The organism is Kitasatospora sp. NPDC002965, from assembly GCF_040611255.1.
In the GTDB taxonomy this organism is placed as follows: domain Bacteria; phylum Actinomycetota; class Actinomycetes; order Streptomycetales; family Streptomycetaceae; genus Kitasatospora.
In genome coordinates this window covers 51,402-65,010 of the sequence record NZ_JBEXNT010000005.1, presented here as the reverse complement: position 1 = coordinate 65,010, position 13,609 = coordinate 51,402, and the positions used below count along the sequence as shown (strand labels likewise).

The following is a 13,609-nucleotide window of genomic DNA, read 5'->3' as shown; positions in this document are numbered from 1 at the left end:
GTGCAGATCCTCCCGTTCTACGCCGTGTGCGACGAGTCGGGGTCGATGAGCGCCGACATCGACACCCTCAACAAGGCCCTGTTCAACCTCCACCAGGAGATCAGCACCAACCCGACCATCTCCGACAAGACGCGGTTCGGGCTGATCGGCTTCTCCACCGACGCCAACGAGCTGCAGCCGCTGGTCGATCTGAGCGACCTGGACGAGCTGCCCGCCCTGGAGGCCTCCGGCCTGACCTCCTTCGGCAACGCCTTCACCCTGCTCCGGCAGTCCATCGAGCGGGACGTGCAGCAGCTGAAGGCGGAGGGCCACGACGTCTACCGTCCGGTGGTCTTCTTCCTCTCCGACGGCGTGCCGACCGACTCCGACTGGGAGCAGCCGTACCAGGACCTGCTCGCCGCCGCGTTCCGGCCGCACATCATCGCCTTCGGCATCGGCCAGGCGGACCGCACGGTGATCGCGCACGTCGCCACGTTCAAGGCCTTCATGCAGGAGGAGGGGTCGGCGGACCCGGCGGTCGCGCTGCGGGAGTTCGCGGCCAGCCTGACCCGGTCGATCGTCCGCTCGGTGAGCGGGGCGACCGCGGCCGGGCAGGGCATGAGCCTCCAGGTCGACGACCACGTGCCCGGGTTCACCGCCGTCTCGCTCGACAAGCTCTGAGCGGGGTCGCCAGGTGAACCCGTACGACAATCCGCAGGGCAGCCCGTACGACAACCCGCACGGCAACCCGCACGGCGGTCAGGGGCCGGAGCCCGTGTCCGAGCGGGCCTTCGACCCGATCGACGTCGCCTCGTCCGTCTACGAGCACGGCTGGGGGCCGGGCCCGGTCGCCCCGGCCCCGGCCAGGCCCGTGCCGTCCACCCCGGTGCCGTTCCTGCCGCATCCGGCCACCACCGGGCCGGACGCGGCGGGGCAGCCCGGCCGCGACCGGCCCGCGGCGGCGCCCGGCGGGCCGCCGGCACCGGCGGCGGGAGCGTCCGGCCTGGTGCCGGTGTCGGGCGAGGAACCCGGCGCCGTCCACCACGTCGGCCGCAAGCCCCCGGCCTACACGCCCGAGCCGACCGGCATCGCCGACGTCGGCGCCGACCTCTACGCGGGGACGCTGCCCGACACCGTGGTGGACGGCGGCACCTTCGGCCCGGTCACCGTCCGGGCCGCCTCCGTCCGCGGCGACTCGCACCGCTACCGGGGCGAGTGCCGCCAGGACGCCGTCCTGGTCACCCGGGCCGGTGACCTGCTGCTGCTCGCGGTGGCCGACGGCGTCGGCTCCCAGCAGCACTCCCAGCGCGGTTCCAACGGCGTCCTGCGGCTGCTGGCCCGGCAGGTCGCCCACAAGGCGGAGACGCTGCTGGCCTGCCTGCGGATCGGGGCCGAGGCCGACTTCGCGGTGCTCATGGGGCAGATGGTCGCGGCGGTGGCGGGCGAGCTGGCGAAGGACGCGGGGCAGCGGGGCCTGGACCCCAAGTCGTACTCGACGACGCTGCGCGCCCTGCTGGTGCCGGCCGACGCGGACGTCACCGCCCGCGGCTTCGTCTCGGTCGGCGACGGCGGCCTGCTGCGCCTGCGGGAGGGCGGCTGGACCAACTGCGAGCAGGACGAGGACGACGGCGCGCTGATCAGCACCCGGACCCACTGCCTGCCCGAGGCCTACGAGCAGACCCGGGTCCGGTTGATCACCGACACGCGCCCCGGCGACCTGCTGGTGCTGTGCACCGACGGTCTGGCGCTGCCGTTGCTGAAGGAACCCGACCTGCAGGACTTCCTCGCCGACCGGTGGGGCGGTCCGGACGTCCCCGGCCTGGCCGAGTTCCTCTGGCAGGCCCAGGTGAGGGTGCGCAGCTACGACGACGACCGCACGGCCGTCTGCCTCTGGGAGGCCGCCCGGTGAGCGCCCCGGACATCGCCACGGCGCTGGCCGGCGGGGCGGACGTGGAACTCGCGCTGCTGGCGGTGGGGGCCGAGGCCGGGCGGGGCGGCCAGGGCCTGGTGCAGCGCCTGGCCGGCTACCCGGGCCTGCTGTTCAAGCGCTACCTCGACCCCGGGAAGGTGCACGGCCCGGCCCTGGCCGAGCTGGTCGACCTGCGGCTCGCACTCCCCGGGGAGGAGCGGGACCGGCTGGACGCGCAGGCCGCCTGGCCGCTCTGCCGGGTGGTCGACGGCCCGGGCTGCGTCGGGTTCCTGATGCAGGAGGCGCCGGCCGCGATGTCCTGGCAGACGGGTGCCGGCGGGCGCAGGCTCACCGAGGCGCAGTACCTCTTCTACCCGGAGAAGCCCGCGACCCAGGGCGTGGTCCGCCCGGACCCGGAGCAGCGGCTCGCCCTGGTGCTGGAGCTGGCCGGGCTGATCGAGCGCCTGCACCGCTGGGGGCTGGTGATCGGTGACCTCTCGCACGCCAACGTGCTCTGGTCGGTGGTCCCCGAGCCCGCCGTCCATCTGCTCGACTGCGACGGTGTCCGCCGGGTCGGGGCGGCGCCGGTCCTGGAGCAGACCGACACGCCCGACTGGGCGGACCCGCTCTCCCCGCACGGCAGCAGCGCCACCGTGGACAGCGACCGCTACAAGGCGGCCCTGCTGTTCGGGCGGACCCTGGCCCAGAACCCCTACCTCACGCCGGGGCAGCCGTTCGAACCGCTGCCGGACGTGCTGACGGACCGGCAGCTGGCGACGGTCCGCCGGATCTGGGAGCAGGCCGGCGGGCCGTACGGGACCAGGCCGGACCTGACCGCCTGGCTCCTGGCGCTCGGCGGCCGGGGCAGCATCCCGCTCGGGGCGGGCGGTCCGGCCAGGGCCGCCCGCCCGGTCGACGAGCGGCTGTTCGACGGTCGGGCCCCGCGGGGCAGCATCCCGCTGCGCCGCCCGACCTGACGCGGGCGGGCCGGAGGCCGGCGGCCCGTACGGGGGGCGTAGGAGGAGGGCCCGTACGAGGAGGGCCGCACGGGAGCGCGGTACACGGGGGCGCGGTGCACGGGGGAGGGGACGCGGGAGGGACGGGACGCGGGAGGGGCCGGACATCGGAGGGGCCGGAGGCCGGACGGACTGCATGCGTACGATGATCCTTCCGGCTTCCCCTCACGGCCTGGAGTGATCGACCGATGACGACGACACCGAAGTTCGACCCCTGGTCGACGGAGTTCGTGGCCCACCCGTACGACGCCTACGCCGACCTGCGCGAGCAGGCCCCGGTCACGTACTACGAGCCGACCGGGCAGTGGCTGGTCTCGCGGTACGAGGACGTCAGCGCCCTGCTGCGGGACCGCCGGCTCGGCCGGACGTACACCCACCGCTTCAGCCACGAGGAGTTCGGGCGGCCCCTGCCCGACCCGGCCCACGAGCCGTTCCACACCCTCAACGACAACGGCCTGCTCGACCTGGAGGCGCCCGACCACACCCGGATCCGCCGGCTGGTCTCCAAGGCCTTCACCCCGCGCATGGTCGAGGGGCTCCGCCCGACCGTCCGGCGGCTCGCCGGCGAACTGGTGGACGACCTGCTCGCGGCCGGCGGCGGCGACCTGATCGGAGCCGTCGCCGAACCGCTGCCGGTCGCGGTGATCGCCGAGATGCTCGGTGTCCCCGAGGCCGACCGGCACCTGCTGCGCCCGTGGTCCGCCGACATCACCGGCATGTTCGAACTCAACCCCACCGAGGAGGCCGCCCGCCGGGCCGTCACCGCGAGCGTCGAGTTCTCCGACTACCTGCGCGCCCTGATCCGCGAACGCCGCGCCGCCCCCGGCACCGACCTGATCAGCGCGCTGATCCACGCCCAGGAGGGCTCGGACGCGCTCAGCGAGCAGGAGATGATCTCCACCTGCGTGCTGCTGCTCAACGCCGGCCACGAGGCCACCGTCAACACCACCGGCAACGGCTGGTGGGCGCTGTTCCGCAACCCCGGGGAACTGGCCCGGCTGCGCGCCGACGTCGACGGGCTGCTGCCCACCGCCGTCGAGGAGCTGATGCGCTGGGACACCCCGCTGCAGATGTTCGAGCGCTGGGTGCTGGAGGACGTCGAGGTGCGCGGGGTCACCGTCCCGCGCGGCTCGGAGGTCGCCCTGCTCTTCGGCTCGGCCAACCGCGACCCGGAGCGGTTCGCCGACCCGGACCGGCTCGACCTCGGCCGCGCCGACAACCCGCACATCACGTTCGGCGCCGGAATCCACTTCTGCCTGGGCGCCCCGCTTGCCAGACTGGAGCTCACCGAGTCGTACGGCGAGCTGCTGCGCCGGGCGCCGGGCCTGCGGCTGGTCCGCGAGCCCGAGTGGCGCCCGGGCTACGTGATCCGCGGGCTCAAGGAACTGCTGGTCGAGGTCTGACGGTTCGGCCGGCGGCCGGGCGAGGGGGAGCGCATCGTGGGCAGGGGCAAGGCGACGGGCGCGCTGCTGGGGCTGGCGATCGGCGACGCGATGGGCAGGCCGACCGAGTTCGAGGACGTCGAGCAGATCGCCTGGCAGTGGCCCGACTGGCGGGAACTCCCCCTGCCGGGCCGGGCGCTGATCACCGACGACACCCAGATGACGCTCGCGCTGGCCCGCGGCCTGCGGACCGCCCTGGAGACCGGTCCGTTCACCGCGGCCCGGCTGGAGCCGCCGGTGCGCCAGGAGTTCCTCGACTGGTGGCGTTCGCCGGACAACAACCGTGCCCCCGGCAACACCTGCCTGGCCTCCTGCGGGCGGCTCAGCACGCCCGGCCGCCGGTGGCAGAGCGCGAGCGACACCGGTTCCAAGGGCTGCGGCGCCAACATGCGGGTCGCCCCGCTCGGCCTGATCCGCGAGCTGGCGCCGGCCCAACTGGCCGGCGCCGCCCAGCTCCAGTCCGGGCTCACCCACGGCCACCCCACCGCGCTGGCCGCCAGCGACCTCACCGCCTTCGCCGTCCGCAAGCTCGCCGAGGGCCTGCCGCCCGCCGGCCTGCCCGCCGTGCTGCGCGCGTACGCGCTGGCCAACCGCACCCGGTACGACCGGTCCTGGCTCGGCGACCTCGCCGAGCACGCCCAGGACAGCACCCCGGAGGCGTTCATCGCCCGCGGCTGGGACGACTGCCTGGCCGTCCTCGACCGGCTCACCGCCGCGCTGGCCGCACCCGACGTCGAGGCCGACCCGTGCCTGGCCACCGGCGAGGGCTGGATCGCCGAGGAGGCGCTCGCCACCGGACTGCTCTGCTTCCTGCTGCTGCCGGACGACCCGGTGGCCGCCGTCCGCCGGGGCGCCTACTCCTCGGGGGACTCCGACTCGATCGCCTGCCTGGCCGGCGCCTTCGCCGGGGCGCACCTGGGCGCGGACGCGTGGCCCGCCGAGTGGGTGGAGCGGATCGAGCACCGGGACGAACTGCTGGAGTTCGGCGCGCTCTGGGACTGATCCCGGCCCCGCGGCCGGCGGGGCCCGTGGAACCGCCTCGGGCCCCGCCGCGTCGAACCGGCACCGAGGCGCGGGCACCGGCCCGCGCCGCCGACCCAGGGGACGAGGCCAGCCATGTCCGTCCGTACCCGCCGCCCGGCGGTGTTCCTGCTCTGCTGCACGGCACTGCTCGCCGGCTGCGGCTCCACCGGAGGCGGCGGCCAGGTCGTGATCCGCGCCTCCTCCCCCGAGTCGCTGCCACCGGCCGATCCCGCCCAGGTCGCCGCGACCGCCGCCGCCACCGGCGCCTTCGGGCTGGACCTGCTGCACGCCCTCACCGCCGACCCCGCCGAGACCGGCCGCAACCTGGTGCTCTCGCCGTCCGGCCTGGCCACCGCGCTCGCCATGCTGCTGCCCGGCACCCGCGGCACCACCGCCGACGAGCTCGCCAAGGCGCTGCACACCGAACTCACCCCGCAGCAGTACGCGCTCGCCACCGGCGCCCTGAACCGTCCCGTCCCGGCCAAGGACGGGCTGGTGCTCAAGCAGGCGGACGACGTCTGGGCCCAGCGGGACTTCCCGCTCGACCAGCGGTACCTGGGCGTGCTGGCCGCGGCCTTCGGCGCCGGGGTGCACACCGCCGACTTCCGCAAGGACCCGGAGGGCGCCCGGAAGACCGTCAACTCCGCCGTGGAGAAGGCCACCGAGGGCCGCGTCAAGGACCTCTTCGGCCAGGGGTCGATCAACCCCGACACCCGGCTCGCGCTCACCGACGCGCTCTACCTCAAGGCCGAGTGGGCCACCCCGTTCAAGGCCGGGCGCACCACGGACCGGCCGTTCCACCGCCTCGACGGGTCCGCGCCGGCCGTCCCCACCATGGGGCAGAGCGGCTCGCTCCGCTACGCCGAGGGCTCCGGCGGCATCCTCGGGGAGCCCTGGCAGGCCGTCGAACTCCCCTACGCGGGCGGCACGCTGGCGATGGACCTGGTGGTGCCCGCGCAGGGCGGCTTCGAGGCCTTCCGCAAGGGCCTGGACCAGGCCCGGTTGGAGATGATCCTGGGCTCGCTCGACGAGCGGACCGTCGACCTGACCCTCCCGAAGTTCCACTTCGACACGGCCAACGAGCTGAAGCCCACCCTCCAGGCGCTCGGCGTCAAGGCCGCGTTCGAGCCGGGTGCCGACCTCTCCGGCATCCCCGGCGCGGGCGCGACCGAGCCGCTCAGGGTCGGCACGGTGGTGCAGAAGGCCACCGTCCAGGTCGACGAGGAGGGCACCGTCGCGGCGGCCGGCAGCGGGGTCGGCGTCGAGGCGATGGCCGCGCCGATGCCGAAGGACCCGGTGCAGCTGCACATCGACCGGCCGTTCCTCTTCCTGATCCGGGACACCGCCACCGGCCGGCCGCTCTTCCTCGGCCAGGTCACCGACCCGCAGGCCAAGTGAGCACGGTCCCCCGGGCCCCCGGCGCCGCCCGCGCGGCCCCGGCTCACCAGGCCGGGTAGCGGTCCCCGAGGGCCGGGTGGCCCGGTTCGCGGCTGCCGAACAGCACCAGCAGGTCGTCCGCCACCCGCAGCAGCGTCTCCCGGCCCTCCACCGCCTCCGTCCAGTCCGTCGACAGCGCCGAGGCGCCGTACGCCGCACCGACCAGGTTGCCGCAGACCGCACCCGTGGAGTCGCTGTCCCCCGAGTGGTTGACCGACAGCAGCAGCGCCGTCCGGGCCGGCTCCGGACCGGAGGTCCCCGCCAGCAGGCAGTACACCGCGATCGCCAGGCACTCCTCGGCGATCCAGCCCAGCCCGACCCGCTCCACCGCCTCCGCCGACGGTTCGGCCTCCTCGGCCACCCGCACCGCCCGGGCCAGCGCCTGGACCGTCTCCTTGGACGCCGGCCACTCCCGGGTCTGATCCACGACCTCGCCGACCGCCGCCCACGGCTCCACCCCGGCCGCCAGCCGCTCCACCAGCGACGCGAACGCGCCGGCCGCCAGGTAGCCGGTCGGATGCCCGTGGGTCAGCTGCGCGCACTGCGCGGCCAGCCCGAACGACTGCTCGGCACCCAGCCGGGCCAGCCCGAACGGCGCCGACCGCATCACCGTGCCGCACCCCTTGGAGTGCGCGTTGATCGGCCCCGGCTGCCCCAGCGCGGCCGGCGCCTCGAAGGACGGGTGGTACTTCATCCCGGTCAGGCAGGCGTCACCCGGGGCCCGCCGCGCGTACAGGAACGGCTCGCGCAGCAGCCAGCCGTCGTACGGGCGGGCGAGCGGGCTCCGGTCCGGCGCGCCCTGCTGCTGGGTCAGCAGCCACCGCCGGTACGCGCCGTGCACGGCCTCCGGCACCGAACCGCCACCGCCCGACCAGCCCCGGACGAAGCCGCGGATCAGGCCCTCGGCGGTGAACAGCGTCATCTGGGTGTCGTCGGTCACCTCGGCGACCAGGCCGCCGCCCGGCAGGCCGGTCACCCCGGCCGGGCCGTACCGCTCACGGATCTGGTACAGCCGCAGGAACTCCACCGGCCAGCCCAGCGCGTCCCCGATCGCCCCGCCGACCAGCGCTCCGCGCACCCGGTCCCGGAACCCCGGCTGTTCGCCCACCGTCACCGTCGTCCCCCTCGCTCGTCGCCGCCCACCGCGTGCGCCGCCCACCGCGGGTGGTGCCCGCGCCGGGCCGTGCCCGGGCCGGTGTCCGTTCTATCAGGGCCCGTCCGGTCAGCCCCGGATCTCCCCGGCCCGGCCGTGCAGCGCCGCCCGGTCCGCGGCGGCCCGGCCCGCCGCCCAGCCCTCGCCGTCGCTCACCCGGACCCGCTGCGAGACCAGCTTCGGGAACATCCGGCCCACCTCCTGGTCCACCGCCGCCGAACGGGCCGCCAGCGCGGGCAGCAGCCGCTCGTCCGGCACGAGCTGCTCCTCGGTGCCGTCCGCCCGCAGGTGCCGGCCGGCCGCCGCGTCGCTGGTCGCCCGCTCGGTCGCCTCGGTCAGCCGCTCGCGGATCCGCGCCGCGTACGCCACCAGGAAGGACTGCCGGAACGCCTTGGTGCGCGAGGCGCCGTCCAGGTGCTGCCGGGAGCCCGCCTTCTGCATCGCGTGGGTGGCCTGCACCAGCAGTGAGGTGTACAGCAGCTCCACGCCGTCGAGGTCCGCGTCGAAGCCGATCAGGGTGCAGAAGCCGAACTCCTTCGCCCACACCACCCGGCACCGGTTGGCCGCCGCCACGGCGTCCAGCAGCATCGTCTTCGGGACCTCGTAGGGGTTGTCCACCCCGATCCGCAGGGCCCCCGGGGCGTTGCGGTCCGCACCGTCGACGGCCAGCAGCGCTTCGTCGATGCTGTGCTGCGCCATCAGCTGCTGGGCCTTGGCGGTCAGCGCCTCGGCCTCCTCCGGGTACTCGGTGGACTCGGCCTTCGCCAGCAGCGCCCGGATCCGCGACAGCATCCGCGGCTCGCCGGTCACCGGTCCGGGCCGCTCCCGCCGGACGGCGTACCCGACCTGCCCCGGCACCGGCCCGACCGGGGCGATCGGCGGCAGCCGGCCCCAGATCCGCAGCAGCTCCAGTACGGCGGTGGCGAGCGCGAACCGGTCCAGCCGGTGACGCTGCGCGAAGGCCTCCAGGTACCGCTCGTCGTCCGGCCACCAGGCCGCCGTCTCCAGCTCGCGCAGCTGCTCCTGCCAGCGCCGGTCCGGTGCGGCCGCGGCGTGGCGGCGCCCCTCGGCGGAGATCAGGTCCACCGCCAGCGCCAGGTGCACCGGCTTCAGCTCCCGCCGCACCACGCGGGCCAGGTCGGCCGGGCGCCAGCCCGCCGACCAGCACCGGCCGACGGACGTGTCCGCGTACCCGAGCACCGCCCGGCTCACCGCCGGCCACTGGCCGGCGGAGGCCGCCAGCAGGGAGGCCCCGGTGTCCAGCGCGAGGTCGAGGCCGTCCTCGGGCGCCGTGACCACGGTCGCCACCGCCCGCTCCAACAGTGCCCCGGCACCGCCGTCCGCCCCGGTTCCGCCCGGTTGCCTGCGCTTGCCCACGGTGCTCCCGCTCTCGTCCCACGTCTGATGCGGTCCGCACCCTTGCCCATGATGCCGGAGCGGCGCCGACAACGACGGGCCCGCCCGGCCGGCCACCGTCGGCGGGGAACGACCCCGGCGGCCCCTGCGCGGAGCAGGGGCCGCCGGGGGACGGGCGTCAGCGCTCGACGGTCTTGGCGAGGATCTCCGGGAGGCGTTCCAGCAGGCGGCCGGCGGCGAGGCGCAGGCCGAGGGCGGCGACGAGTGCGCCGTAGGCGGGTCCGACCAGGAGGACGGGCCAGGTCGGGCCGTCGGCGGCCAGCGCCCAGCCGAGGTAGCCCGCGACCGGGGAGGCGAGGACGGCGCTGCCGAAGATCGAACCGAAGCTGTTGACCATCACCAGCCCGCCCTGGCCGGGCGCCGCGTTGCGCATCGGGTTGTTGTCGGCGGGCATGGTGTACGGCGCGAGCACGCTGAGTACGGCGCCGATCGCGATGCCGCTGCCGAGCAGGGCGAAGGCCACGCCGGTGGCCGCCGGCAGGCCGGCCCAGTCGCCGCTGACCGCCGCCAGGGCCGGCGCGAGCACGAGGGTGATCGGGACGGCGTAGGAGAGGACGGCGAAGGCCCGGCCGCGCAGCTCGTCCCGGGCGTCGGCCGGGGTGAGCAGGGTGGCGGCGACCATCCAGAACGCCGACCCGTCCATGCCGAACAGGTTGAGCATCTGCAGACCGAGGAACATCCCGGCCATCGCCACCAGGTAGACCGTCGCCCAGCCCTGGACCACCGACAGCACGCAGATCACCAGGGTCATGCCGATGCTGGTGAAGACGGCGGCCTTCGCCCGCGGCTCCCGCCAGGCGTACCGCAGGTGACGCTGCATCACCGCGCCGACCCGGCCGCCCGGGAGGAAGCGCGCGCCGCGCGCACCCTGGACGCCGCGCACCACCTCCAGGGTGGAGGCGTCGGCGGTGACCATCAGCTGCTGGAGGCTGGAGCGCCACCAGCGCAGCAGCAGCACCAGCAGGCCGGCGGTCGCCGCCAGCTGGAGCAGCGCCAGGCCGTACCGGCCCTCGCCGGCCGTGCGGGCCGCGTCGACGGCGCCGACCGGCGGCACCCAGCGCAGCACCGAGGCGACCGGGGCCAGCGGGCTGAGGTCGAGGCCGTGCTCGCCGGCCTTGCCGAAGACGCTCTGCGAACCGACGTTGGCGATCTGCACCAGCAGGGCGAAGAGCAGCCCGCCGAAGATGGCGAAGTCCTTGCCGCGCCGGCTGGAGAGCAGCCGGGCGTTCCCGGCCGCGACCGAGCGGGACAGCACGACCACGGTGAGTACGGCCAGCGGGACGCCGACCGCACCGGCCACCGCCGACGCCATGCCGTCGGCGCCGGAGATCGCGGCCCCGGTGAGCAGGATCAGGCTGACCAGCGGGCCGGGCCCGATCAGTGAGGCCAGCACCGAGCCGCGGAGCAGCGGGGCGGGCCGCAGCGGGAGCATGGTGAGCCGGGTCGGGTCGGCGCTCTCGTCGCTGGAGAACAGGAACAGCGGGATCGCGGCCCAGCCGAGGGCGAGCGCGCCGGCGAGGACGACACCCGCGTCGCCGGCCGAGCCGGCCTCGGTGGGGCGGTCGAGCAGGGCGAAGGCGACCGCGATCCCGGCGGCGAAGAGCACGCCGAGGACGGCGCCGACGACGTACAGGGCGGCCCGGCCGCGGCTGCGGCGCAGGCCGTTGCGGAGCAGCCGGAGCTTGAGCGAGACGAGGGTCCGGACCACCGTCCGGTCGTCGGGCACGCCGCCCCGGACGGACGGGGCGGCGGGGACGGCGGCGGGGACGGCTGCGGGGGAGGAGCTCACCGCTCGCCCCCGCCGAGCCAGTCGAGGGACCGGCCGTCGTCCTCGCGGACGCCGATGAGGTCGAGGAACGCCTCGTGCAGGCTGCGCCCGCCGCGGACGGCGTCGAGCGGGCCGCGGGCGATGACCTGGCCGGCGCTGATCACGGCGACCCAGTCGCAGAGCTGCTCGACCAGCTCCATCACGTGGCTGGAGAAGACGACCGTGGAGCCGGCCGCCGCGTACCGCTTGAGCACGCCGCGGATGGTCTGGGCGGAGACCGGGTCGACGCCCTCGAAGGGCTCGTCGAGGAAGAGCACGTCCGGGTTGTGCAGCAGTGCGGAGGCGAGGCCGATCTTCTTGCGCATGCCGGTGGAGTAGTCGGCGACCAGCTTGTCGGCGTGGCCGGTCAGGTCGAGCACGGCGAGCAGTTCCTCGGCCCGGCGGTCGACCTCGGCGCCGGGCAGGCCGCGCAGCCGGCCGTTGTACTGCAGCAGTTCGCGGCCGCTGAGGCGCTCGAACATCCGCAGGCCCTCGGGGAGGATGCCGATCCGGGACTTGGCCGCGACCGGGTCGGCCCAGACGTCGGCGCCGTGGATCAGGACGGTGCCCTGGTCGGGGCGGAGCAGACCGGTGGCCATCGACAGGGTGGTGGTCTTGCCGGCGCCGTTCGGGCCGACCAGCCCGATGAACGCCCCGGTCGGCAGCTCCAGGCTGAGCCCGGCCACCGCGGCCTGGCTGCCGAAGTGCTTCCACAGCCCCCGGACGGAGACGGCGGAGGGAGCGGCCGGGGGAACGGGGGAGTCGGGGGCGGGGGACGGCGGCGGCGCTGACGCCTGCATGGTGGCCCTCTCTGCTGGTGGCGGGCGGTCGGGTCCATGATCGTTCCATGATCGACATCGGTCCGGACGACAGCCTGCCACCGTCCGGGCGGCCCTGTCCCGTGTGCGGACGTTCCGGGCGTGTCTGGGCCGAACGGGTGAGACGGGGCCGGGTCCGGCCGGGCCCGTGCAGGGGCGGAGTCGAATAACCGGAAGGTGGCAACTACTCAGGGCCCCCGTTCGTCCTGCACTATGAGGACCAGTGGGCGTGCCGATGCACGCAGGGGCGCCGGGAGGTGGCGGATGGCCGTTCAGCCGTGGGGCGAACCGGGGTACGGGGCCGGGGGGCGCCAGCCTGCCGTCTCGGCGCAGGCGGCGATGCGTGCCGCGCACGCCGACCGCGAGCGGACGGTGGACGTGCTGAAGGCGGCCTTCGCCGAGGGGCGGCTCACGGCGGACGAGTACGGCGACCGGTTCACGGCGGCCAGCACCGCGCAGACCTACGGGCAGCTCGCCCAGCTGGTGGCCGACCTGCCGTCCGGGCCGATGGTGGCCCCGGCGCACGTCGCCGGGCCGGTCGTGCCGCCGACGTTCCTGATCCCGCAGCCGCTCCCGCCGCAGCGCCGGACCAACGCGGTGGCGGTGACCTCGCTGGTGCTGGGCCTGCTGTGCGTCCCGACCGGGGGCATGCTCGGGCTGCCGGCCGTGATCACCGGCCACATCGGCCGCCGGCAGGTGCAGGAGCGGAACGAGGAGGGTGACGGCATGGCCGTCACCGGCCTGGTCTTCGGTTGGCTGTCGATCGCGTTCTGGATGCTGCTCGGCGTGATGGTGGTGCTCTTCGGCGGCTGACCGCCCGCGGGGCGGCCGGAGGCCGCTCCGGTGGCGACGGTCCCCGCGATGTGGTAGAGCGGCAGGAGGAGGGTCCGACACCGGGCGGCCGCGTGCGGGACATCCCGGCGACACCCGGCCGACGGCCACGACCTGCGGCGTTGCATTTGTTTTGACCGAGCCCGATGCGCTAGGTACGCTCTGACCTTGTGCCTGGGGTGTCCCCGGGTCCTTGTGCGTGCATGCACACCGGCCGCCGCGCCGAGCCGGAGCGCTTTCCAGTGCCCCGAGCGTAGAGCGCCGCCGCTGTACATCAGCTCATGGGATTCCGTGTCGGAATAGCCCAACACACCCGACCGCGTGGGTCGACCACGCGGCTGTGTGTGCAGGGAACACCGCAGGTTAGTTTCACCAAGCCTTGGCACACAGAAAACGGAGAAACGGTGCCTACGATCCAGCAGCTGGTCCGAAAGGGCCGGCAGGACAAGGTCGAGAAGAACAAGACTCCCGCGCTGAAGGGTTCCCCGCAGCGCCGTGGGGTCTGCACGCGTGTGTACACGACCACCCCGAAGAAGCCGAACTCGGCGCTTCGTAAGGTCGCCCGTGTGCGCCTCACCAGCGGGATCGAGGTCACCGCTTACATTCCGGGCGAGGGCCACAACCTGCAGGAGCACTCCATCGTGCTGGTGCGCGGTGGTCGTGTGAAGGACCTTCCTGGTGTCCGCTACAAGATCATCCGCGGTTCGCTCGACACCCAGGGTGTCAAGAACCGCAAGCAGGCTCGCAGCCGCTACGGCGCCAAGAAGGAGAAGTAAGA

12 protein-coding genes are annotated in these 13,609 nt (G+C 74.8%); 8 read left to right on the top strand and 4 right to left on the bottom strand.

Going from position 1 to position 13,609, the window contains the following annotated elements; translation table 11 throughout:
* The 6 genes from ABZY91_RS03855 to ABZY91_RS03830 all read left to right on the top strand — a co-directional run bounded on the left by ABZY91_RS03855 (position 1) and on the right by ABZY91_RS03830 (position 6,767).
* Positions 1 to 660: a VWA domain-containing protein gene (locus tag ABZY91_RS03855; RefSeq protein ID WP_329950375.1), complete on the top strand. Its 660-nt coding sequence runs from the start codon at positions 1 to 3 to the stop codon at positions 658 to 660.
* Positions 661 to 673: 13 nt separating this feature from the next.
* Positions 674 to 1,888 carry a protein phosphatase 2C domain-containing protein gene (locus tag ABZY91_RS03850; protein WP_355399514.1) on the top strand — a complete coding sequence of 405 codons (1,215 nt, stop codon included), beginning with the start codon at positions 674 to 676 and terminating at the stop codon, positions 1,886 to 1,888.
* A complete protein-coding gene (locus ABZY91_RS03845; RefSeq protein WP_355399512.1) occupies positions 1,885 to 2,865 on the top strand; it encodes a hypothetical protein in 981 nt (326 codons plus the stop codon). The genes ABZY91_RS03850 and ABZY91_RS03845 overlap by 4 nt, the downstream gene beginning before the upstream one ends.
* A gap of 227 nt (positions 2,866 to 3,092) precedes the next feature.
* A complete protein-coding gene (locus ABZY91_RS03840; protein WP_355399510.1) occupies positions 3,093 to 4,307 on the top strand; it encodes a cytochrome P450 in 1,215 nt (404 codons plus the stop codon).
* Between the two features lie 36 nt (positions 4,308 to 4,343).
* A complete protein-coding gene (locus tag ABZY91_RS03835; RefSeq protein WP_355399508.1) occupies positions 4,344 to 5,348 on the top strand; it encodes an ADP-ribosylglycohydrolase family protein in 1,005 nt (334 codons plus the stop codon).
* A 114-nt stretch (positions 5,349 to 5,462) separates the two neighbouring features.
* Positions 5,463 to 6,767: a serpin family protein gene (locus ABZY91_RS03830; RefSeq protein ID WP_329950380.1), complete on the top strand. Its 1,305-nt coding sequence runs from the start codon at positions 5,463 to 5,465 to the stop codon at positions 6,765 to 6,767.
* Between the two features lie 43 nt (positions 6,768 to 6,810).
* Here the strand turns inward: ABZY91_RS03830 and ABZY91_RS03825 are convergent, their stop codons facing one another.
* The 4 genes from ABZY91_RS03825 to ABZY91_RS03810 form a co-directional block, all read right to left on the bottom strand.
* Positions 6,811 to 7,920 (bottom strand): ADP-ribosylglycohydrolase family protein, encoded by a 1,110-nt coding sequence (locus ABZY91_RS03825; protein WP_355399506.1) that lies wholly within the window; start codon positions 7,918 to 7,920, stop codon positions 6,811 to 6,813.
* 108 nt (positions 7,921 to 8,028) lie between these two features.
* Positions 8,029 to 9,336 (bottom strand): DUF2786 domain-containing protein, encoded by a 1,308-nt coding sequence (locus ABZY91_RS03820; RefSeq protein WP_355399505.1) that lies wholly within the window; start codon positions 9,334 to 9,336, stop codon positions 8,029 to 8,031.
* A 157-nt stretch (positions 9,337 to 9,493) separates the two neighbouring features.
* Positions 9,494 to 11,164, bottom strand: a complete 1,671-nt coding sequence (locus ABZY91_RS03815) for a transporter (protein ID WP_355399503.1) — start codon at positions 11,162 to 11,164, stop codon at positions 9,494 to 9,496.
* On the bottom strand, positions 11,161 to 11,982 hold the full coding sequence (locus ABZY91_RS03810) for an ABC transporter ATP-binding protein (RefSeq protein ID WP_355399501.1): 822 nt from the start codon (positions 11,980 to 11,982) through the stop codon (positions 11,161 to 11,163). Before ABZY91_RS03810 ends, ABZY91_RS03815 begins: the two co-directional genes overlap by 4 nt.
* Positions 11,983 to 12,264: 282 nt before the next feature.
* On the opposite strand from ABZY91_RS03810, the gene ABZY91_RS03805 reads away from it, so the two are divergent.
* Both ABZY91_RS03805 and rpsL read left to right on the top strand, forming a co-directional pair.
* Positions 12,265 to 12,813: a DUF1707 and DUF4190 domain-containing protein gene (locus ABZY91_RS03805; RefSeq protein WP_329950384.1), complete on the top strand. Its 549-nt coding sequence runs from the start codon at positions 12,265 to 12,267 to the stop codon at positions 12,811 to 12,813.
* A 422-nt stretch (positions 12,814 to 13,235) separates the two neighbouring features.
* On the top strand, positions 13,236 to 13,607 hold the full coding sequence (gene rpsL / locus ABZY91_RS03800; RefSeq protein ID WP_014144289.1) for a 30S ribosomal protein S12: 372 nt from the start codon (positions 13,236 to 13,238) through the stop codon (positions 13,605 to 13,607).
* The last annotated feature ends 2 nt before the right edge of the window (positions 13,608 to 13,609 follow it).

What these genes read in the sequence shown, in the direction of transcription:
- ABZY91_RS03840 (WP_355399510.1), top strand. Translation starts at nt 3,093, where the DNA reads ATGACGACGACACCGAAGTTCGACCCCTGGTCGACGGAGTTCGTGGCC.
- ABZY91_RS03830 (WP_329950380.1), top strand. Translation starts at nt 5,463, where the DNA reads ATGTCCGTCCGTACCCGCCGCCCGGCGGTGTTCCTGCTCTGCTGCACG.
- ABZY91_RS03810 (WP_355399501.1), bottom strand. Translation starts at nt 11,982, where the DNA reads ATGCAGGCGTCAGCGCCGCCGCCGTCCCCCGCCCCCGACTCCCCCGTT.
- ABZY91_RS03805 (WP_329950384.1), top strand. Translation starts at nt 12,265, where the DNA reads ATGGCCGTTCAGCCGTGGGGCGAACCGGGGTACGGGGCCGGGGGGCGC.